Origin of the sequence: Actinomycetospora sp. NBRC 106378 (genome assembly GCF_030269685.1) — a bacterium.
Lineage (GTDB): Bacteria > Actinomycetota > Actinomycetes > Mycobacteriales > Pseudonocardiaceae > Actinomycetospora.
Genome location: NZ_BSTT01000006.1, coordinates 59,159 through 79,240, shown reverse-complemented (window position 1 = coordinate 79,240; position 20,082 = coordinate 59,159). Strand labels below are relative to the sequence as shown.

Sequence of the window (20,082 nt, the reverse complement as noted above, 5' to 3'; positions counted from 1 at the left end):
CTTCCGCCGGCCCTGCGCTCGGCGGCCCTGGGCGAAGGGGCACGAGCCCCGTGCTCTCCGCCTCGCCGACGACGATGGCAGTCCGCGCTGACCGACCGCGTCGATCCGGTGGGCCGAAAACCTTGCCCGCCTCTCGTGCCGCAAGGGGACCAACGCGCTCGTGGCGGCTGTCCGAGGGAGGTCGGTCGTCGTGGTCATCGATGCCCGGCCGCCGCCGTCGTGGGTGGGTGCGGCGCACCCAGGTACACAGCTCGGGCCGCGATTGGCGTCGCCGTCATGGATCGGGACAACGGACTCGGCGCGTTCCTGCGGGCGCGCCGCGCGCTGGTGCCGCCCGGTGTCGCCGGCTCCTCCGGCGACACCGCACGCCGGGTCCCCGGGCTGCGACGCGAAGAGGTCGCGCCGCGGACCGGGGCCAGCACCGACTACTACGTCCGCCTCGAGTACTACGTCCGCCTCGAGCAGGGCCGCGAGCGGCACCCGTCCCGCCAGGTGCTGGTCGCGGGCGCCCGCGCGCTGCAGCTCGACGACGAGGCGGCCGCCCAGCTGCTGCGCATCGGCTTCCCCGACCTGCACCCGGCGACCGCACCCGTCACGGAGGTGGCCCAGGACCTGCAGCAACTGATGGACCAGACGCCCGCCACGCCCGCCACGCCCGCGTTCATCGTCGGTCCGGGCCAGGACGTGCTGACCGCCAGCGGGCTGGCCCGAGCCGTGTACCGCGGCTTCTCGGCGTTCGACAACCCGCTCCGCGTAGCCCGCCTCGCGAGGCCGGGGGAGCGGCAGCAAACAGGGCGACGCCGCGATAACGGGGATTATCGCGGTATCGCTCGCGGTCGGCTCGCCCCTTGCAGTCCACTTTGGGAGTTCGTGCAGCCGACTTCAGAAACTGACAGCCGGTCTCGGGCGCCCACGAGTGACGTCGGATGCGCGGTCCCCTGATGCGGCCCCATGCCCCTCACGTGGGCGCATCGGCCGCGTGCCGGGCCCGCTCGAGTCGTGCGTTCGGGTCGACAGACGTGGACATGGATGACAAGGTCGGCGTCGTTCAACCCGCGCCAGACCCCGCGGATCCCGTGGGGCCTGACGCCGTCGTCATAGCAACGGACGTCGAGCAGGCCCCCGCCCCGAGGTAGGGAAGCTGCTCCATGAAGGCGTTGGTCTACGACGGTCCGAGGTCGGTCTCGGTCCGGGACGTCCCCGATGCAGGGATCGAGCGCCCCACCGACGTGCTCGTGCGCATCACCACCACCAACATCTGCGGGTCGGACCTGCACATGTACGAGGGCCGCACCGGCCTGGAGGCCGGGAAGATCCTCGGCCACGAGAACATGGGCGAGGTGGTCGAGGTGGGCACCGGGGTGGACCGGGTGCGGGTCGGCGACCAGGTCTCCCTGCCGTTCAACATCGGCTGCGGCTTCTGCGGCAACTGCGAGCGCGGCAACACCGGCTTCTGTCTCACCGTGAACCCCGGGACCGCGGGGGGCGCCTACGGCTTCTACGGCATGGGCCCCTACGCCGGAGGCCAGGCCGAGTTGCTGCGGGTGCCCTACGGCGACTTCAACTGCCTCGTCCTGCCCGAGGACGCCGCGGAGAAGCAGAACGACTACACGATGCTGTCCGACATCTTCCCGACCGGCTGGCACGCCACCGAGCTCGCGGGAATGCGCCCCGGGGAGTCGGTCGCGGTCTACGGCGGCGGTCCGGTCGGCATCATGGCCGCCTACTCCGCGGTCCTGCGCGGGGCGAGCCAGGTGTTCGTCGTCGACCGGCACCCCGACCGCCTCAAGCTCGCCGAGCGCGCCGGCGCGATCCCGATCGACGACTCGCAGGGTGACCCCGCCCAGCAGATCCTCGACGCCACCGACGGCGTCGGCGCCGACCGCGGCTGCGAGTGCGTCGGCTACCAGGCGCACGACGCCCAGGGCGTCGAGCACCCCGAGATGACCCTGAACTCGCTGTTCGCGGCCGTGCGCCCGACCGGCGGGATCGGTGTCGTCGGGCTGTTCCTGCCCGGCGACCCGGGCGGGGTCTCCGAGGACGCGCAGGCGGGCCGCTACCCGATCGACTACGGCACCCTGTGGTTCAAGGGCCAGCGCGTGGGCAACGGCCAGGCCAACGTCAAGAACTACAACCGCCAGCTCGCGGAGCTCATCCACCGCGGGACGGCGACCCCGTCGTTCATCGTGAGCCACGAGCTGTCCCTGGCCGAGGCGCCCGACGCCTACCGGAGCTTCGACGACCGCCTGGAGGGCTGGACCAAGGTCCTGCTCAAGCCCGCAGCCTGACCGGGTCCGCGCCGCGGGTGACACCTGCGGCGCGGCGGCCGGATCCATCCCCATCCAGGAGGACACCCGTGAGCACCCGGGACGACAACATCGCCACGCAGGAGAAGGCCGCCGAGCGCCTCAACGCCGGGGACGTCGACGCCGGGGTGGACATCATGTTCGCCCCGGACGCGGTCGACCACGACCCGGCGCCGTTCCAGGAGCAGGGCCGCGAGGGGTACCGCCGGTTCTTCCACTACCTGGTCGGCGCGTTCCCCGACTTCACGATCACTCCGCAGCGGATGGTGGCCGACGACGACACGGTCGCGTTCGCCTACACCCTGACCGGAACCCACCAGGGCGAGTTCGAGGGTCTGGCCGCCACCGGCCGCCGGATCGAGGTGCGCGGGCTGCAGCTCGGCCGCTTCGAGAACGGTCAGATCGTCGAGCGCTGGGGCGCCACCGACATGGCGGGCCTGCTCTCCCAGCTCCAGGCCTGATCCCCACCACCGTGGGCAGGAGCCCGCCGATCCGGCTGCACCACCTGAACGCTGGACGGGGGACCCGTCCTGCTGCTCCACGGGCTCCCCGAGTCCGGGTGCTACCGGCGCGAGGTCGAGCAGCTGATCGTTCACACGGGCGGGCCGCGGAGCACGAAATCATCGACCGTCCGCCGGTCCCGCACGTTCTCGAAGAATCCTAGGAGTGAGAGTGGCAGGTGCGGTGTTGAATCACGTCAGACGAGGGAGCGGCAGCCCGCTGTTGCTCGTGCACGGTCTCGGTGCCGGGTGGAATTCGTGGTCCCCGATCCTCGATGAACTGGCAGAACATCGTGAGGTCATCGCCGTCGACCTGCCGGGTTTCGGCGAGACACCGCCGTTGAGTGGCGACATCTCGATCGCGACCCTGACCGACTCCGTCGAGAACTTCATCCGCGACCAGGGCCTGGACGGGGTCTCGATCGCCGGCCAGTCGATGGGCGGCCGCATCGTGCTCGAGCTCGCACGGCGGGGCGTGGGCGGCGACACCGTGGCGTTGGACCCGGGCGGCTTCTGGAGCGACCGCGAGGTCGCCGTCTTCGGCGCCACGCTGCGGCCGTCGATCGCGCTGGTCCGAGCGCTGCGAAGCAGGCTGCCGGCGCTGCTCGACAGCGCGGTGGGAAGGACCTTGCTGCTGGCGCAGTTCTCGGCGCGGCCCTGGGCGCTCTCGCGCGAAACCGTGCTGCCGGACGTGCGCGGGCTGGCCGACTCTCCCTCGACCGGCGCTGCCATGGACGCCCTGACCAAGGGCCCCAGACAAGAGGGAGCCCCGGCCGGCACCGTGCCCGGCCGGGTCACGATCGGCTGGGGTCGTCGTGACCTGGTGACCGTGCCGGGACAGGCCGCACGGGCCACGGCGCTCTTCCCCGACGCGAAGCTGCACTGGTTCGAGCGGTGCGGCCACTTCCCCCAATGGGACGCCCCGCGTGAAGCGACCCGGCTGATCCTCGACAACACCAAGTGAAGGATGACGAACCTCGTCGACGATCCGTACGAGATCGTGCGGTGACCCTGTGGGCGTTGCGGGAGCAGATCTCGCCGCGAACGTGCGGGTGATGTCGCCGTTCGACCGATCGATGGCTTGGGAACGCCGGGCTGAAACCAACAGGGGCCGTCCTCTTCACTGACATCACGTGCGGAAGCGGTCCAACGACAGACCGTGGACGGCGCACGTCGAAGCGCTGTCCTCGGCAGCGGCGTGGTAGTCGCGTCGGGGCGGATGTGGTCAGCACGGGATGCCGCGACCGGCGAGGGCGGCCCGTTGCTGGGGGTCGCCGCGGTGGAGCTGGATGTGGGGGACCGAGAGGTCTTGGAGCATGAAGGCGACGAGGTGGGCTTGTCGGTCGTCGAGGTGGGGGCCGTGGTGGAGCGGCCGACCGGGTTTGCCGCGCAGGTACACGACGATGCCGCTTCCGGAACCGGCGATGTCGGCCAGCGCAGCGTCGAGTTCCGCCCGACAGGAACAGTTCAGGGAGCTGAACAGGTCGCCTGTGGGGCATTCGCGGTGCACGTGGACGACGGGTCGGGCGGACCGCTCGGTCGCCGGTCCCCGCAGCACGAGGTGTTCGGCGCCCGAGTGGAGGTCGCGGTAGCCGGTGGCGAGCACGAGGCCGTGGTCGGTCGGGAGGACGACTTCGGGCCCGCGGACGGCGAGAGCCTGCGTGCGCAGTTGCTCGGCGATGATCTCCTGGCCGGTGACGCGGACCAGGGCGCGCTGCGTGGCGAGATGGTCCAGGCCGCGCGGCCCGGCGCCGTCGTCGAGGACGATCTCGGTGACCAGGGCGAGCTGGCCCAGTCCAACCGCCTGGACCAGGTCGACCGCGAACTCGGCAACCCCTGGCGCGGCACCCAGCGTCCCCTGGGCGCCGGCGACCACCACCGGGATGCCGGCGCGGCGGGCCGTGTCGGCATCGAAGCCCGGGCGGCGGGCCAGACTGGTGATGATCTCGGCGCGCTCGGCGATGGTGCAGGCGACCGGGGGGTGGTTCGCCGGCAGTACTCGGGTGGCCTGGGCGGCGGCCGGGGACACGGCGAGGAAGGACGGTCCACCCGCGACGCGGGCGGTGTAGCCCAGCAGCGCAGCGTTCCCGTGCCCGGCCCAGCAGACGAGGAACGCCGCGGAACCGGCCCCGTCGGGCACCTCGAGGACGACCGGGTTCGCGGCCCTCAAGGCTCGGCACGCGGGCGAGAGGACGCGCCCGCTGCTCGGGTCAGGCGAGGCGGGTGAAGCTGCTGCGGTGGAAGACCAGCGTACGGACGTCGGGGCGATGGTGTGCCTCCAGGACGGCGAGCACGGCGATGAGGTGGTCGCCGGCAGTGATCTCGTTCTCGACCACGCAGTCGAACCAGGCGCAGGCGCCGTCGATCAGGACGGCCCCGGAGGCCCCGACGGTGACCGAGGTCCCGAAGAACCGGTCCTGGCCGGGAGCGGCAAGGCGGCGCGCCAGCTGGGCGTGGTCCTCGGCGAGCACGCTGACCCCGAGCCCCGGCGCGGTGCGCAGTCGTGGCCAGGTCGTCGAGGTGTGTGCCACGCAGACCGAGACCAGGGCCGGTTCCAGGCTCACCGGCGTGAACGTGCTGACCGCGATGCCCTCGAGGGCACCGTCCACCACGGCGGCGAGGGCGACGACCCCCTGGGGGTGAGCACCGAGCACCAGGCGCAGTCCCGACGCGTCCAGCGGTACCGCCCGGGGGCCAGCGGGCGGGGCGCCGTCGGTTCCCGGGTCGCGAGCAGCCACGGCGGGTGGGCTAGGAGACCGCGGACAGCGCCGGGACCGGCTTGCGCACGCCGGCGCTCTCGAGCAGTGGCATCACCTCGGCGACGAAACGCTCGAGGCCGGAGACGAAGTCGACGAAGGACAGCGACACGCCGGTGACGCCCGCCTGGCTGAGCCCGATCAGGCTCTCGGCGATCTGCTCGGCGGTGCCCACCAAGGGGTACCCGCCGTAGCCGGCGCGCAGGTGCAGCTTGAACTCCTCCCACTGGTCGGGCGCCATGGCCGAGGAATTCAGACCCAGATAGTGCGCGGCGGCCTGGCCGGCGCTCTCGTCGACCTCGTCGACGAAGACCAGCTGCCGGTAGGCCTCGGCCTCTTCGGGGGTGTCGCGCTGGATCACGTAGGCGGTCGTCCAGGTGTCCACGTCTCGCCCGTAGGCAGCAGCCTCGGCCCGGCGCTCCTCGACCAGCGCTCGGGTCGAGGCGAGGTCGTAGCCGGCGAGCAGGGCATAGCCGGAGTCGGCGTAGCGGGCGACGAAGTCGCGACCGGTCTTCGAGCCCCCGGCGTTCATGATGGCCGGCCTGGGGAGCTGGATCGGCTTCGGCTGGGAGTATCCGCCCTCGACGGTGAAGAACTCGCCGCGGAAGTCGAAGTCGTTCTCCTCGAGCCAGAATCGCTCGAGCAGTTCGAACCACTCGCTGGTGTATCGGTAGCGCTGGTCGTGGGGCAGGAACGATCCGCCGAGCATCTTGAACTCCGGTTCGAACCAGCCGTTGACGATGTTCAGGCAGGTCCGGCCGCCGCTGATGTGGTCGATCGTGGCGACCTGCTTGGCAGCGACCGCCGGGTGGGACGCCTGGACGTGCGCGGTGGTGACCAGCGTGATCCGTCGGGTCACCGAGGCCAGACCTGCGGCCCAGGTGTAGGTGTCGAAGTTGCGGCCGTTGAAGCCGTTGTCCCCGATCTGCTTCCAGCGGGCGACCGGGACCAGGGCCTCGAAGCCGGCCTCATCGGCAAGCTGGGCGATCTTCTTGGTGTAGTCCCAGGTCAGCAACGGCACGTCGTCGGAGAGAGTCATCGCGCAGCCGCGGTCGCAGTTGGGCCCGAAGAGCCCGAGCTTGAGGGGGTTCGCGGAGAACAGGGCGTTGGTGTCGCGCCGATCCCGGCGCTCGTCGGCAGGGGCGTGGTTGGACATGGGTGTTCCCTCTCGAAGGTCGTCTGGTGCCGGCCACGGGTCGGCGTGGCGGCGGTGCAGTGGTTCTCGCCGCGGCGGGCGAGGCGCAGGGCCCCGGGGGATGGGCCTCAGCCGGAGAAGGGGGGCGGGGAGCCGTTACGGCGTCGCCGTGGCGCGGTCGTCGACCAGGCGACGGACGAACGCCTCGGCGTAGCGCGGCGCGTCGAGGGGGTAGCGGGCGCTGAGGAAGTGGCCGTCCTCGACCACCATCGGCTCGTCGTGGGTCAGCGAGTACCCGAACCGGCCGAAGCGGGTCTCGCCGCGCTCGATCGCGCCGGAGGGCCCCACGGCCTGTCCGACCTCGGTCTCGGTGTACTTCCAGTAGGTCCGGTAACGGCGGCCCACCCGGAACCAGGTGGAGCGGAACGCGAACTTCTCGATCGGGCGGGTCAGCGTGGTGAAACGGCGGCCCTCGATGATGCTGGCCCCGGTGCGGGGATCGATGGTCCTGGCCGGGATCAGCGAGCCGTGGCAGATCGCGCCGATCGTCTTGTTCTGGCGGTGGAACCCGAGCACGCGCTCGCGGAGGACCCCGCTGTCGAGGTACTGGCGCATGCCCTGGGCGTGCCCGCCGCCGAGGTGGACCGCGTCGAACTCGGCGGGGTCGACGTCGCGGTAGGTGATGGGGGACTGGAAGGCCGAGGAGCTCGACATCGCCCGGTAGGCATCCAGGGCGTCCGGTCCGGCCGGGAACCAGTTGAAGAAGCCCGGCCGCAGCAGCCGCGGATCGCACGCGGCGACCCGGCCCGTCTCGGTGGCGAAGGTGACCTCGATGCCGGCGTCGACGAAGGCGCGCCACGCGATCGAGGACTCGGTGGTGTCGAAGTCGCGGTCGGGCAGCGGAATGAGCACGGACGGTGGACGCGATGACACAAGCTCCTCCTCAGTCTGGGGTGGATGCAGGTGTAGTCCGGAAGCGTGATCGAGTCAACATCTGATGGTGCACCAGCGGGGATTATTCCAAGTAGCTGCATGCAGTGAGGCTTGACTGTGCGTCTTGGTGGATGCAGTGTTCCGGTCATGCGATGGACAGGGCTGGACGGGCCGCGCCGGCTGCCGCGAGCGGCGGAGCTCGCCGATCTGCTGCGCCCGCGCCCGATGGTGCTCGACGGCGACCGACGCCGGGCTGCGCGGGCGGCCAGCGTCGAGGATCTCCGCGCGATGGCCCGCCGTCGTGTCCCTCGAGCGGTCTTCGACTACGTCGAGGGCGGCGCGGAGTCCGAGCGATCGCTGGCCCGCGCCCGCGAGGCTCTCGACTCGGTGCACTTCATCGCGCGGGTGCTGCGCGGTGTGTCCACCGTCGACACCCGCGCGACGATCCTCGGCGCCCCGAGCGCGCTGCCCATCGTGTTCGCCCCGACCGGCTTTACACGCGTCCTGCACCACGAGGGCGAACTCGCGACCGCCCGCGCGGCCGGAGCGGCGGGGGTGCCCTTCGCGCTCTCGACCATGGGCACCTGCTCGGTGGAGGACGTCGCGGAGATCATCCCGGGGTGTCGACGGTGGTTCCAGCTCTATCTCTGGAGCGACCGGGGCCGCAGCCGCGAGCTCGTCGACCGCGCCGCTGCCGCCGGCTACGAGGCCCTCGTGCTCACCGTCGACACCCCGGTCGCGGGCCGGCGACTGCGCGATGTCCGCAACGGCATGACTCTCCCACCGTCCCTGGGACCGCAGACCTTCATCGACGGTGCGCGCCATCCGCACTGGTGGATCGACCTGCTCACCACCCGCGCGCTGAACTTCGCGTCGCTGAACTCGTGGCAGGGCACCGTCGCCGAGCTGGCCGCGACGCTCTTCGACCCCGCCGTGGACTTCGAGGACCTGGCCTGGCTCCGCGAGCAGTGGCCGGGCAAGCTCGTGGTCAAGGGAGTCCAGTCCGCGGAGGACGCGGTCCGGATCGAGTCCGCGGGTGCCGACGCGATCGTGCTGAGCAACCACGGCGGCCGCCAGCTCGACCGCTCCGCCACCCCGCTCCGCCAGCTGCCCGAGGTGCTCGATCGCCTCGAGGGCCGCTGCGAAGTCTTCGTCGACGGCGCCTTCACCTCCGGCGCCGACGTCGTGGCGGCCCTCGCGCTCGGCGCCGACGCCGTGCTCGTGGGGCGGGCCTACCTCTACGGCCTCATGGCTGCGGGCGAGCTGGGCGTGCGCCGGGTCGCGGCCCTGTTCGAGGAAGAGATCACCACCACCATGACCTTGCTCGGGGCCCGCTCGATCGCCGAGCTGACCCCCGACCTCGTTCGGCTGGGACCCTCACCCGAGGCCAGGAGTCCTCGGCGGTGGGCCGACCTCGCCGAGGCCGGTCTGGCGATCCCGCCTGGTTAGGCTTCTCCGCCCACCACTCAAGAAATGCACCGAGCGAGAGGGCCACTCGTGACCTCGGCAGACCTCAACTCCGACCCCCGCACCGACTCCCTCGCCGACTCCGCCTACAGCCTGATCCGCAACCGGATCCTCGACGGCGACCTCGGGGTCGGTGCCCCGGTGAGCGTGCTCGGGCTGGCCACAGACCTCGAGATGAGCCGCAGCCCGGTGCGCAACGCGGTCGAGCGGCTGCTCTCCGAACGACTGCTGCGGCGGGTGGCGGGCACCATCGCCGTGGCCGCCCCCGACCGCTACGAGCTCCTGGACTCCCTGGCAGTCCGCACCCAGCTCGAAGCACTCGCCGCGCGGCTCGCCGCCCCACGCATCGACGAACAGACCCTCGAGGAACTGGTCGTCATCCACGACCGGTTCCGCAGAGCCGTGGACAGCGGCGACCAGGACGGCGCACGTCGCGCCGATTCCGACTTCCACCACGCCATCCAGGACCTCGCGGGCAACGAGTGCCTCGCCGAGTCCCTGGAACGGGTGCGCACGCAGGTGATCCTCGGCGCGTACGCCACCGCGTGGGTCACCAGCCGTGGACCGGCGGTCCTGGAGCACGAACGGGTCCTGCGCGCGCTGCAGGACCAGGACGGGCAGGCCGCGGAAGCCGCGATGATCCGCCACCTCGACAACCTCACCACGCGCATCACCCGCGAGTGGCGAGCGCAGGACACCGCCGAGGACGCCACGACCAAGCGTCGAAGCACGCCTCGAGCCACAGGAACAGGAACAGGAACAGGAAGGTAGCCGGTTGGACATCCTGCGACTCGGCCAGCAGGGCCGGGAACGTCCCGTCGCGCGTGTAGGCGACGACCTGTTCGATCTCACGCCCCTGACCCAGGACGTCGACGGCCACTGGCTGGCCGCCGGAGGTCTCGCGGCCGCCCGGGACGCCCTGCAACGCGGGGCACTGCCGCTCATCGACGACGCCGAGCACCTCCGTGTCGGGCCGCCGGTCGCCCGCCCCACCGCGGTGCTATGCATCGGCCAGAACTACACAGCCCACGCGGCCGAGACCGGCTCCGCCCCTCCGACGAACCCGATCGTCTTCCTCAAACACCCGAACACCGTCATCGGACCCCACGACACCGTCGCGCGACCCGCGGGCTGCGACACCCTCGACTGGGAAGTCGAGCTGGCCGTCGTCATCGCCCGACGAACCCACCGACTCACCCACCGCAGCGAGGCCGCCGACGCGATCGCGGGCTACACGATCGCCAACGACCTCACCGACCGGCACCGGCAGATGGACACCTCCGGAGGCCAATGGTCCAAAGGCAAGATCGCCCCCGGATTCTGCCCCCTGGGCCCCGCCCTGGTGCCGGCCGACGAGATCGACCCCAGCAACCTGCGTATCGCCTCCTGGGTCAACGGCGAACCACGGCAAGACTCGACGACCGGCGACATGATCTTCGACGTCGCAGACCTGATCGTCGATCTCTCCCAGTACGTCGCGCTCGAGGCCGGCGACCTCATCCTGACCGGCACCCCGCAAGGGGTCGCGTTGTCCGGACGCTTCCCCTATCTGCAGCCCGGCGACGTCATCGAGACACACATCGAGCGGCTCGGGAGCCAACGACAGGTCATCGAAGCATCAGAGGCGGCGCCACCAAGATCGGCGACCTCATGAGCGGCGACACCCAGGCCGAGCTGTCTGAGGCGGCCTATCTGCAGAGCATGACCGACCCCGAGGGCTTCTGGCGCGACGCCGCCGGCCTGACTGACTGGTGCACCGAGCCCGAGACGATCATGCGGTCCTCGGCGCCGCAGTCCTCGCGCTGGTTCGCCGGGGTGCTGCGCTCGCAGGGGGTCGGCAAGGGCGACCGGGGATCATCTACATGCCGATGGTCCCGAGGCCGCGATCGCCCACGCTCGCTTGCGCCCGCCTCGGCGCGGTGCACAGTGTGGTGTTCGGCGGGTTCGCCACGTGGGAGCTCGCCGTCCGCCATGACAACGCCCGTCCAGCGGCGATCGTGTCCGACTCGTGCGGCATCGAGGGCAGGCACGTCGTCGAGTGCAAGCCGCTGCTGGCCCCCGTGGCCTTCCTGATGGCCGCTATGCCCGGCGGAGCATCTCCGCTAGTCGCGACAGCGTTTCCTCGTTGCGCTTGTAGTGGATCCACTTGCCAATGCGCGTTGACCGCACAAGGTCCGCCCGTTCGAGGGTCGCCATGTACGAAGAGATCGTCGACTGCGCCAGCCCTGACTTGGCTTGCAGATGGCTGACACAAACCCCCACGTCGTCCCGGTCGGCGATTGGTTCCCACTGCGCGAACTCGCCATGGGGGTCTCGCAGCCAGTCCATGATCTGCAGCCGGGCAGGGTTGGCCAAAGCCTTCAAGGCTTTGACCGCGTCCAGCGGCACATCGTCCCCAGTCTCGCCCTCTGGGCTCCTCGCCTGTGCCGCCGCCACGGTCTCTCCCTTCTCCTAGGCGCCATCGTATCTCGATCTGACGGACTGGGCTCGAGCTCAGTTCCTACACATTGACACATCGCGGTATGACGATATGATGGAGACATCCGCTTTCGTCGGTGTTGCGCGACCCGGCTGCGGGTCGCAGCGACACCGGGCATGCAAAAGAGGAGTGCACCATGCCCGAGACCAGTAAGCCGTTGATCGCCGTCGCGGGGGCCACCAGCAAGCAGGGTAGGAGCGTCGTCACCTCTCTGCTCGAGAGCGGCAGGTATCGCGTGCGAGCCCTCACTCGGAACCCTGATTCTGCTCAAGCCCGAGGCCTGGCGGGGATGGGGGCCGAAATCACTGAGGTTCCCCTCGCGCTCGGTCACCAGCGCGAATTCGTGAACGCGTTCGCATCGGCCGACGGGGCTTTCCTGATGACGCCGCCCCTCCTGCCCCCCGACTCCGAGGAGTACCCCCTCGGGCGCGAGCTCGCTGACGCCGCAGTCGAAGCCGGAGTGGGTCACGTCGTCTTCAGTACCTTGGAGAACGTCGAGGAGAGGACGTCGGGCCGCAAATGGGCGCCGCACTTCACCGACAAGGCGCTCGTCGCCGAGTACATTCGGACTCTGCCGGTCGCGCACACCTTCGTCTCGCTCTCGTTCTATTACACCAACATGTTGGAGTACTACGCCCCGCGCGTCGAGGGTGACACGGTGATCATGCCCTTCTACCTCCCCGAGGACTTCCGCGCCCCGTTCGTGGACCCGCTCACAGCGGCCGGGCCCGCCGTTCTCGAGGTGTTCTCCAACCCCGACACCTACCTCGGCGCCTGGCTGCCGGTCGTCGGCGACCTCATCTCTCCGGCCGAGATGGTCGAGGCATTCTCCCGTGTCACCGGACTCAAGGCCGAGTACCGCAACGCCTACACGCGCGAAGGCCTTCTCAACTACTTCCCTGTGTTTGCCGAGAACTCCTTCTTCGCCAACGAGACCATCGGCATGGTCGAGTACGCAGTGGAGTTTGGATACTTCCGCGACGACCGCGATATCCAGTGGAGTCGACGCATCGATCCCGAGGCGCTGACCTGGGAACAATTCGTCCGCAACGCCGACTGGCGCGGGGAACCGGTCGCCTTCGGAAGCTAGGCCCACTCACCGACGAGATTTGTAGCTCATGGCTTGGTAACTGTCAGTGCGGCGGGCTTCAAGTGCAGCAAGAAGGCGCTGGTGGAGAAGGCATGTCACGCCGACCTCGACCACTACGACACCGCTGCCGGAGACGTGATCTGTCGAGGCTACTTCGGCACGGTCTACTTCAACTGGTCCGCGAAGAATGTATCCTGCTCCACCGAAGGCGGCGCCCACAACTTCGTAGACCAGAGCCGAGTTCCGGCAGCCGCGCCGGAACGGCGTCTTCTCTTCTCGGATTACCTCGGAAACGCGTGACAAAGAGGCTCGCGGCGACGGGGCCGGCGTTAAGGATCCTGGTGCGTGTTGGCATAACGCACGGATGCGGTCGACCGGTCTTGCTTGTACCTGGCCCCGGGTGGGCCGATCGACGCTGTATCCAAGTCGCTGGAGGAGCGAAGTCGGCCGTGGTGCGGGGGACGGCTCGGAGGAGTGGTCTCGGACCGCGTGCCAGATCCGTGGCTGTCAGAGGGTCAGTGCGGGGCTGTCGGGTATTCGTCGTGGCGTCTGGCCCGGTAGGCGGGGAGCTGGGGGCGGCCAGTTGGAGTGTCTTCCCAATCTTCTTGGCGTCCCAGCGGCGTGAGATCGAGCATCGACAGGGTCGGCAGTAGCGGCTCCACCCCGCGGGCGGAGACGTAGTAGGTGCGATAGACCTGATCGTGGTCGTCGCGAAGGAACACGTTGAGTCCGAAGTATTCGTTGACGTCGAAGTCGCGGCTGAAGGTGTCGCCGGGCAGTGAGAACCAGGGGATGTGTCGCCATCCCATGCGGGTCTGGAGTTCTGTGATCTGTTCTGGGCTCGCTGGGGACACCACGACGAAAGAGGTGTCCCAAGCGTTGAGGTGCGCCAGGTGCGGGACGTGATCGGCGAGGTAGGAGCAGCCGGCGCAGCCCTTCTCGGGCCACCCGTCGACGTCGGGTTGGAAGAAGAAGCGGTAGACCAGCAACTGCCGGCGTCCCTGGAACAGCTCGAGCAGCCCGACCTCACCCTGCGATGTCACGAACCGGTAGCTGGTGTCGACGCGGGTCATCGGCATCCGGCGACGTCGGGCGGCCAGCGCGTCTCGGGCGCGGGTGAACTCCTTCTCCTCGAGCAGCATCGCCTCGTGGGCCGCCTCCCATTCCTGCGGCGAGACGACCGCGGGCAGTGCGTGATCAGGCAACGGCAGCCCGGTCATGTCGATCCTTCCCCGGAGCAGTCTTGAAGTGGTTGCGGCGTCCGCGCTCAGCCTGCCAGAGGTCGATCTACCTGCCGCCTCGACAGCCCGGACGACTCCGCCGCGGCCGGAGACCGACTCGTCGCGATGCCGCGATAACGGGGATTATCACGGCGCCGCTCGTATGCGACTGAGTGAACTCGGCGTGCTTCCGGGGAAGGTGTGATCGGAAGACTAGGCGTTGCTTATGAGTGCTGCGATCTCGTCGACGGTGCCGGTCTCGCCGAGTCGGGCGTCCAGAAGAATGCCGAGCAGCAGGGTGGCAGCGATGAAGGTTCGCCAGGCCCAGCAGCCCCACTGAGACGCCGCCGCTGATCACTAACAGCCGGCGGGGGACCGGCGGGTCACCCCAGCTGGGTCGCCAGCTGCCGAAGCTGTGGGATCTCCCCGGCAGGCGCGGTCGAGATGGCGGTCGCGAGGTCTCGCGCCGGGGCGTAGGCGCCGCCCCGCAGCTCGACAGCGCTCATCTGGGCAGCCCCGGTCTCGGAGTTCGCCGAGGAGAGCAGCGCGTCGCGGTCGAACGCGGTCCCGGCCTCCCCGCGCAGCCGGGCCAGCGTCGCGTCGTCGATGTACCCGGACGCCATGGTCGCGTCGCTGGGTGACGTCGTCAGGTGCAGCGTTGTCACCCAGCTCTGGAGCCGGTCTCGTTCGGGGGTCTGCTCGGTGACGATCCGCTGCCCGAACTCCCGGACCCGCGGGTCCGACCCCTGCGCCGCCATCAGCGCGCCGACCTGCAGCGCCCGTTCGTGATGCGGGAGCATGTGCAGCACGAACGCGGAGTCGACGGGAGTCGCGGCCGCTGGGGGCGCCGTCGTCGCCCTCGTACCGGTACCGGACGGTGCACCTGATGCGCCGCAGGCGGCGAGCGCCGCCAGGGCCGGGGCGAGCAGCCCGACGGCGAGCCGACGACGGGCGCGTACGGATCTCATCGAGGTCGTTCTCCTCACGTGGATGACCGCATGCGTTCGCGGCCCGACCCGTCCACGTTCACCCCGCGGCGCACCCGTTCTGGCGTGACGGCCGCCTGGAATCGTCGGGGATCGTCCCTCAGCTCCCGTCGAGGCGGAACTCGACCACGGGTGGGGCGTCGTCGACGGTGACGGTTTGCCCGAGACTCCGTTCCAGGACCACGCGGATCCACGACCAGGTGTGCGGGTGGTGTCGGCGGTACTCGACGAGGACGGATCGCGCCTCGTCGGCGGACAGGACGCGTACGAGCGCGGGTCGGTCGCGGAGTCGCCCGATGGACACCAGGACCCGCGGATCGACCTTGACGTTGCGGTACCACTGAGCCCGTTCTCCGAAGCCGGACATCACGACGGCCGTGTCCGGCGGCGTCCCCCCGATCACTTCGAGCACCACGTGTCTCGTACGCCCCGAACGGCGGCCGGTGTGGTGGAGCAGCAGCAGGCGGGAGCCGAACATCCACCCGGCCCCGACGCGGTACGCCTGAATTGGGAGGCGCACGAGCACGCGGCGGCGCAGCAGCGTCGTCACACCGGCTCCGACGGACGTCCGGAACGACTCGCTCGGCATGGAGCTCCCAGTTCATTGTGCAGGCAACCTGCCCTATCGCGAGTATGCAGGTAGCCTGCTGGAATGCAAGAGCCGTTCCGGCATGCGGCGGGGTCTGCAGGCGAGCCCGTTCCGACGGTGATCTCGCTGTTCGTGCGAGTGAGCCGGCTGATGGTGGAGGACCTGCTCGAGCGGTTACGCGCGGCGGGCTACGAGAACATCTCCTTCTCCGCGCACCAGGTCTTCGAGTCACTCCCGCCCGGCGGGGCACGGCTGACCACGCTCGCGGCCGGCCTCGCGGTCACTCATCAGTCGGTGGGTGAGGTGGTCGCCGACCTCGAGCGGCGGGATCTCCTGGCCCGCGTGCCGGACCCGCTGGATCGGCGGGCGCGCCTGATCGTGCTGACCGACAGGGGTCGGGAACTCGTCCGCATCGCGTTGGCGGAGATCGAGGACATCGAACGGACGTGGTCGGACCGGCTCGCTGCCGCTGGCCTCTCCGGAGACCTGGGCGCAGCGCTGTCCGCGGTCGTCGACGAAGGCCGACCGGTCAGATGATCAGGTGCTGACGGCTGCCATCGCCTACGCGCACCGGTGTGTGCGTCGAGTCGTTCCTCGAGTAGGGCCAGCGGCAGCAGTCCACCGCCGACGGACCTTGCGTTGGACCAGCGAAGCGAACAACGCCGGCGGCACGAGCGCGAGCGACAGCGGAACGACCGACAGGTCGTCGGTGTAGATGGTCGTGATCGCCAGCAGGTCATCGACGACGGCGAGGGTGGGCAGGAAGGTGCGCAGCGCATCGGGCGTCACACCGCGCATCACGGTCTTCGTCAGGACGCTGCAACGTCGTCCCGACCCAACGATGACGTCGGCCGTGGTGTGCTGGACGCCGACCGCCCGTGAGCGGAGACCGATCGATGAGCCTGCTGGGCAACCTTCGTGATCTCATCGGGGACCTCCCCGACGACGCTCCACCGCCGCCCCGCGAGCAGCGGGCGATCGAGGTCCGGGGACGTCGCTGCCGGACCCTCACGAAGCGCTCAGCGTGCGGCAGGCCGGGACCGACGCCGCCTCGTCGGTGAGGTTCACGGGCAGAGCGAGGTCCCGCAGGACGGTCGGGCCGGGCAACGGGAGGGCCGACCGTGCCCGTTCGAGGCCTGCCGACGAGGGTGGCGTCGGAGTTCGCGGGGATCGCCGCCAGCGCTGCGCGCTGCTCCCGGAGCGAGGCTGCCTGCTCCTGCAGCAGGTCGACGACGGCCGCGGTGGTGGACTGGCCGTTGTCGACGGGCGCCGGGACCGGCTCCGTGAAACGGACGGCGGGCACCAGAGCGGAGCAGACTTGGCCGAGCCAGGTCTGGGGGATCGGGGGCGCGACGGTGTTCTCGGGCGCCATCGGCCGACTCTGCGGGGGAGCGGCCTCGACGCCGTAGCTGCACCCGGCGACGACGGCGAGGGCGACGGTCACGGCGAGCACGGCAGGGCCCGGGTGCCGTGGGGTCACCCGGTACCGGTACCGCAGGTCTCCGGCCTGGAATCGGACCAGCCGCGATCGTCAGGTGGTCGTCAGGCGGGCGAGGCTACGCCTCACCGGCTCCCGGTGCCCTCGTCGTAGCCGCGCATGGCGAGGGCCGTGGAGAGGGCGAAGGTGTCTGAGCGCATGGTGGCCCGGTGCGCGGCCGACGCCCAGTACGCGGCATCGCGCAGGACGGCCACGTCGTGGGCGGCGAGGGCGAACTCGGCGGCGAGGACCCCGGTGAGCGCCCGCACGTCCTCGATCATCGCCGCGTGGTGCTGCGGCCCCCCAGCGGGGGAGGGCTCGCCGAGGACCTCGTCGCGGGCGATCAGCGCGCGGGCGGCCGCCTGCCGCACCGACACCCCCGTCTCCTCGCAGACGATGTCGGAGAAGTCCGCGGGCCCGGCCTCGCACGTCACGTCGGACCTGCCCTCCTGCGTTCCCGGCCGGGCGGGCGTTCGACGCGGCCGGGGACATGCAACGCCGGGACGGGCCACGGTGGAAGGGGTCCGCCCTTGCACGTTCCTGACGACCGCGGTGGCCGGTTCAGCCGCGGTCCTCGTCCCCGCGCGTGGTCGGGGCGCGGGGCGGGGACGACCTGATCACGAGGGTCTCCGCCGCCAGGTACAGCGAGGCCATGAGCAGGTAGAGCCAGACGAGCAGGATGAGCCCGCCGCCCAGGGCGCCGAGGCCCTGTGCGACGCTCGCGGCGACCGAGACGTAGACCGGGTACAGCGCGCTGGCCAGCACCCACCCGCTCACGGCCAGCGCTCCGGCCGCCACCAGCGCGCGCCGCTTCCTCCGTCGGACGCCGGACCGGAGGACCAGCACTGCCCAGCCGAACAGGGCGAGCAGCATCAGCGGCCACCGGAGTACCCGCCAGAGCAGGTGCCCGCCGGGCACCCCGAGCCACGCGATCGGATCCTGCACGGCCGCCGCCGTGACGGTCGCGGCGCCGACCAGCAGCAGGATCCCCAGCACGGCGGCCATCCGCCAGGAGCGGGGCGCGGTCCCGGAGATCGTCGCGAGGCCGTGGAGCACCGAGCGCAGCGTGCGGACCACCAGCACCACCGCGGCGGCGGTCCCGACCGTGAGCAGGCCCGGGGTGCTCGTGGCCAGCAGCGCGGTCGCGGCGTCCGCGGCCGCACTGCCCCGCGTCGTCAGCACGAGCCGCAGCAGTCGGGTCATCCCCTCGACCGCCGCGGCGTCGGCCGCGCCGGGCAGGGACGGGGCCGCCGCCCGGAGGATGGCCACGACCGTGAGCAACGCCGGGAACACCGACAGGGCCGCGAAGAACGCGGACTCGGCCGCGAGGGCGGGGAGCCGGTGCGCGGAGGCGGAGGCGACCACCCGGCCCGCTGCGGTCCGGGCGAACCGTCGCCGTCCGGGAAGGATCACGCGGACAGGCTGCCCGGTGGCGCCGCCCGCCGACCCGGCGACCCCCCGAGGGGTCAGGCGTTGGTCGAGGCGCGCCGCTCCGACGGCGCCATCTCGACCACCTCGCCGGACCGGCGCGCGGCTCGGAACGCGTCGACCTCCTGCTTCACCACGGGGGCGAGCAGATAGAGCCCGATGATGTTGAACAGGGCCAGGAGGAACAGGACGGCGTCGGCGAAGTCGAGGACGGCGCCGAGGGTGAGCACCGACCCGATGACGACGAACAGACTGAAAACCGCCTGGTAGACGCGCTCGGAGAGGGTGCTGCGCCCGAAGAGGTAGGTCCAGGCCTTCTGCCCGTAGTAACCCCAGGTGATCATCGTCGAGATCGCGAAGAGGGCGACCGCGAGGGTGAGCACGTAGGGGAACCAGGGCAGCACCGTTTCGAACGCCGAGGAGGTGACCACGACGCCCGAGGGGTCCTCCCCGGCGGCCGCGGCGGCTTGCGCGTCGCGCCAGAACGTGGTGTCGGCGACGACGATGGTCAGGGCGGTCATGGTGCAGACGACGACGGTGTCGACGAAGGGCTCGAGCATCGCGACATAGCCCTCGGTCGCCGGGTGCCGGGTCTTCACCGCGGAGTGCGCGATCGGGGAGGAGCCCAGCCCGGCCTCGTTGGAGAACGCGGCGCGCTGGAAGCCCACGATGAGGGCGCCGACCGCGCCGCCGGCGACGCCGGCTCCCGTGAACGCCCCGCCGATGATGGCGCCGACGGCGGCGGGGATCAGGGGCAGGTTGACCAGCAGCACGATGAGGCAGGCCGCCACGTAGACGATCGCCATGGCGGGGACGAGCCGGCTGGTCACGCGCCCGACGGAGCGGATGCCACCGAAGATGACGGCGCCGACCAGCAGGGCGAGCAGGACACCGAAGACCAGCGCGGCACCGTCGCCCCCGAGGAGCCCGGCCTCCCCGCCGGTCACCTCGGTGAGCTGGGCGAAGGTCTGGTTGGCCTGGAACATGTTCCCGCCGGCGACCCCGAAGAAGAGGATGAACACCGCGGCGAGGCCGGCGAGGACCTTGCCCAGCGAGCGTCCGAACGCCGTCGGGAAGCGCTCGGCGATGCCGCGCCGCAGGTAGTGCATCGGGCCACCGGAGACGGTCCCGTCAGCGTGGTGCTCGCGGTAGCGGACACCCAGCGTGCACTCGACGAACTTGGTGCACATCCCCAGCAGCCCGGCCACGATCATCCAGAACGTGGCCCCGGCGCCGCCGATGGTGACCGCGACACCGACGCCCGCGATGTTGCCGAGACCCACCGTCCCGGAGACCGCCGACGTCAGCGCCTGGAAGTGCGAGATCTCCCCGGGCTCGTCGTCGCCGGTGTACCGGCCACGCGCGATGCGCACGGCGAGCCCGAAGCTGCGGAACTGCGGCGCCCGGAACACGACGGTGAAGATCAGCGCCGCCAGGATCAACCACCCGACGATCCAGGGGAAGGACACCCCGAAGAGCGGGATCTCCGCGAACACGACCGCCGAGAGGCCCTCGGAGACGGGCGTGAACACGGCGTCGATGGCGTCCTCGATCGCCGAGAGGGCCCCGGACGAGGCCCCCTCCTGGGCGAGGACGTCGACCACGGCGGGGGGTGGAGCGGCAGCCGTCATACGGACATTCCAGACGCTTGGCCATGGATCACAAGGCCCGCGACCGTTTCGTCAGACGATCGTCAGGCGGGCCGTGAGGTCATAG

General features: G+C 70.6%; 23 protein-coding genes. 11 read left to right on the top strand and 12 right to left on the bottom strand.

Going from position 1 to position 20,082, the window contains the following annotated elements; genetic code table 11:
- Positions 1-276: 276 nt before the first annotated feature.
- The 4 genes from QSK00_RS15450 (at position 277) to QSK00_RS15435 (ending at position 3,770) form a co-directional block, all read left to right on the top strand.
- The gene (locus QSK00_RS15450; RefSeq protein ID WP_285591996.1) at positions 277-942 is read left to right on the top strand and encodes a helix-turn-helix domain-containing protein; all 666 of its coding nucleotides are present in this window, start codon (positions 277-279) and stop codon (positions 940-942) included.
- A 206-nt stretch (positions 943-1,148) separates the two neighbouring features.
- Complete coding sequence (locus tag QSK00_RS15445) at positions 1,149-2,288, top strand: glutathione-independent formaldehyde dehydrogenase (protein ID WP_285591994.1); 1,140 nt, start codon at positions 1,149-1,151, stop codon at positions 2,286-2,288.
- Between the two features lie 68 nt (positions 2,289-2,356).
- Entirely contained in the window at positions 2,357-2,767 is a 411-nt protein-coding gene (locus tag QSK00_RS15440) for an ester cyclase (protein WP_179795118.1), read from the top strand.
- Between the two features lie 211 nt (positions 2,768-2,978).
- Complete coding sequence (locus QSK00_RS15435) at positions 2,979-3,770, top strand: alpha/beta fold hydrolase (RefSeq protein ID WP_285591993.1); 792 nt, start codon at positions 2,979-2,981, stop codon at positions 3,768-3,770.
- Between the two features lie 261 nt (positions 3,771-4,031).
- Here the strand turns inward: QSK00_RS15435 and QSK00_RS15430 are convergent, their stop codons facing one another.
- The 4 genes from QSK00_RS15430 to QSK00_RS15415 form a co-directional block, all read right to left on the bottom strand.
- Positions 4,032-4,976, bottom strand: coding sequence for a 3,4-dihydroxy-2-butanone-4-phosphate synthase (locus QSK00_RS15430; protein WP_285591992.1), 945 nt, complete (start codon positions 4,974-4,976; stop codon positions 4,032-4,034).
- A 40-nt stretch (positions 4,977-5,016) separates the two neighbouring features.
- Complete coding sequence (locus QSK00_RS15425; protein ID WP_285591990.1) at positions 5,017-5,544, bottom strand: flavin reductase family protein; 528 nt, start codon at positions 5,542-5,544, stop codon at positions 5,017-5,019.
- A gap of 10 nt (positions 5,545-5,554) precedes the next feature.
- On the bottom strand, positions 5,555-6,718 hold the full coding sequence (locus QSK00_RS15420) for an LLM class flavin-dependent oxidoreductase (protein WP_285591988.1): 1,164 nt from the start codon (positions 6,716-6,718) through the stop codon (positions 5,555-5,557).
- A 135-nt stretch (positions 6,719-6,853) separates the two neighbouring features.
- Positions 6,854-7,609: a type 1 glutamine amidotransferase domain-containing protein gene (locus QSK00_RS15415; RefSeq protein WP_285591987.1), complete on the bottom strand. Its 756-nt coding sequence runs from the start codon at positions 7,607-7,609 to the stop codon at positions 6,854-6,856.
- A gap of 168 nt (positions 7,610-7,777) precedes the next feature.
- On the opposite strand from QSK00_RS15415, the gene QSK00_RS15410 reads away from it, so the two are divergent.
- Genes QSK00_RS15410 through QSK00_RS15395 form a run of 4 tightly spaced genes read left to right on the top strand, consistent with a single transcriptional unit; the run spans position 7,778 to position 11,170 of the window.
- Entirely contained in the window at positions 7,778-9,079 is a 1,302-nt protein-coding gene (locus QSK00_RS15410; RefSeq protein WP_285591986.1) for an alpha-hydroxy acid oxidase, read from the top strand.
- Positions 9,080-9,127: 48 nt separating this feature from the next.
- The gene (locus QSK00_RS15405) at positions 9,128-9,868 is read left to right on the top strand and encodes a GntR family transcriptional regulator (protein ID WP_285591984.1); all 741 of its coding nucleotides are present in this window, start codon (positions 9,128-9,130) and stop codon (positions 9,866-9,868) included.
- 4 nt (positions 9,869-9,872) lie between these two features.
- Positions 9,873-10,751 (top strand): fumarylacetoacetate hydrolase family protein, encoded by an 879-nt coding sequence (locus QSK00_RS15400; protein ID WP_285591983.1) that lies wholly within the window; start codon positions 9,873-9,875, stop codon positions 10,749-10,751.
- Positions 10,748-11,170 carry an acetyl-coenzyme A synthetase N-terminal domain-containing protein gene (locus QSK00_RS15395; RefSeq protein ID WP_352231145.1) on the top strand — a complete coding sequence of 141 codons (423 nt, stop codon included), beginning with the start codon at positions 10,748-10,750 and terminating at the stop codon, positions 11,168-11,170. Before QSK00_RS15400 ends, QSK00_RS15395 begins: the two co-directional genes overlap by 4 nt.
- Before the next feature lie 6 nt (positions 11,171-11,176).
- On the opposite strand, the gene QSK00_RS15390 is transcribed toward QSK00_RS15395, so the two are convergent.
- Positions 11,177-11,533 (bottom strand): ArsR/SmtB family transcription factor, encoded by a 357-nt coding sequence (locus tag QSK00_RS15390; RefSeq protein WP_502872043.1) that lies wholly within the window; start codon positions 11,531-11,533, stop codon positions 11,177-11,179.
- A 179-nt stretch (positions 11,534-11,712) separates the two neighbouring features.
- On the opposite strand from QSK00_RS15390, the gene QSK00_RS15385 reads away from it, so the two are divergent.
- Both QSK00_RS15385 and QSK00_RS15380 read left to right on the top strand, forming a co-directional pair.
- Positions 11,713-12,666: an NmrA/HSCARG family protein gene (locus QSK00_RS15385; protein ID WP_285591982.1), complete on the top strand. Its 954-nt coding sequence runs from the start codon at positions 11,713-11,715 to the stop codon at positions 12,664-12,666.
- An 81-nt stretch (positions 12,667-12,747) separates the two neighbouring features.
- On the top strand, positions 12,748-12,966 hold the full coding sequence (locus QSK00_RS15380; protein WP_285591981.1) for a hypothetical protein: 219 nt from the start codon (positions 12,748-12,750) through the stop codon (positions 12,964-12,966).
- Between the two features lie 215 nt (positions 12,967-13,181).
- On the opposite strand, the gene QSK00_RS15375 is transcribed toward QSK00_RS15380, so the two are convergent.
- The 3 genes from QSK00_RS15375 to QSK00_RS15365 all read right to left on the bottom strand — a co-directional run bounded on the left by QSK00_RS15375 (position 13,182) and on the right by QSK00_RS15365 (position 15,422).
- The gene (locus QSK00_RS15375; protein ID WP_285591980.1) at positions 13,182-13,886 is read right to left on the bottom strand and encodes a DUF899 family protein; all 705 of its coding nucleotides are present in this window, start codon (positions 13,884-13,886) and stop codon (positions 13,182-13,184) included.
- Between the two features lie 383 nt (positions 13,887-14,269).
- Positions 14,270-14,854, bottom strand: coding sequence for a DUF305 domain-containing protein (locus QSK00_RS15370; protein ID WP_285591979.1), 585 nt, complete (start codon positions 14,852-14,854; stop codon positions 14,270-14,272).
- 118 nt (positions 14,855-14,972) lie between these two features.
- Positions 14,973-15,422: a nitroreductase family deazaflavin-dependent oxidoreductase gene (locus QSK00_RS15365; RefSeq protein ID WP_285591978.1), complete on the bottom strand. Its 450-nt coding sequence runs from the start codon at positions 15,420-15,422 to the stop codon at positions 14,973-14,975.
- A gap of 156 nt (positions 15,423-15,578) precedes the next feature.
- Between QSK00_RS15365 and QSK00_RS15360 the strand changes: the two genes are divergently transcribed.
- On the top strand, positions 15,579-15,998 hold the full coding sequence (locus QSK00_RS15360) for a MarR family winged helix-turn-helix transcriptional regulator (protein WP_285591977.1): 420 nt from the start codon (positions 15,579-15,581) through the stop codon (positions 15,996-15,998).
- Positions 15,999-16,022: 24 nt separating this feature from the next.
- Here the strand turns inward: QSK00_RS15360 and QSK00_RS15355 are convergent, their stop codons facing one another.
- The 4 genes from QSK00_RS15355 to QSK00_RS15340 form a co-directional block, all read right to left on the bottom strand.
- The gene (locus QSK00_RS15355; protein ID WP_352231143.1) at positions 16,023-16,250 is read right to left on the bottom strand and encodes a Na+/H+ antiporter NhaA; all 228 of its coding nucleotides are present in this window, start codon (positions 16,248-16,250) and stop codon (positions 16,023-16,025) included.
- Positions 16,251-17,024: 774 nt separating this feature from the next.
- Positions 17,025-17,372 carry a hypothetical protein gene (locus QSK00_RS15350; protein ID WP_285591975.1) on the bottom strand — a complete coding sequence of 116 codons (348 nt, stop codon included), beginning with the start codon at positions 17,370-17,372 and terminating at the stop codon, positions 17,025-17,027.
- A gap of 127 nt (positions 17,373-17,499) precedes the next feature.
- Complete coding sequence (locus QSK00_RS15345) at positions 17,500-18,351, bottom strand: YhjD/YihY/BrkB family envelope integrity protein (RefSeq protein WP_285591974.1); 852 nt, start codon at positions 18,349-18,351, stop codon at positions 17,500-17,502.
- A gap of 53 nt (positions 18,352-18,404) precedes the next feature.
- Entirely contained in the window at positions 18,405-19,997 is a 1,593-nt protein-coding gene (locus QSK00_RS15340; RefSeq protein ID WP_285591973.1) for an alanine/glycine:cation symporter family protein, read from the bottom strand.
- Positions 19,998-20,082: the final 85 nt, after the last annotated feature.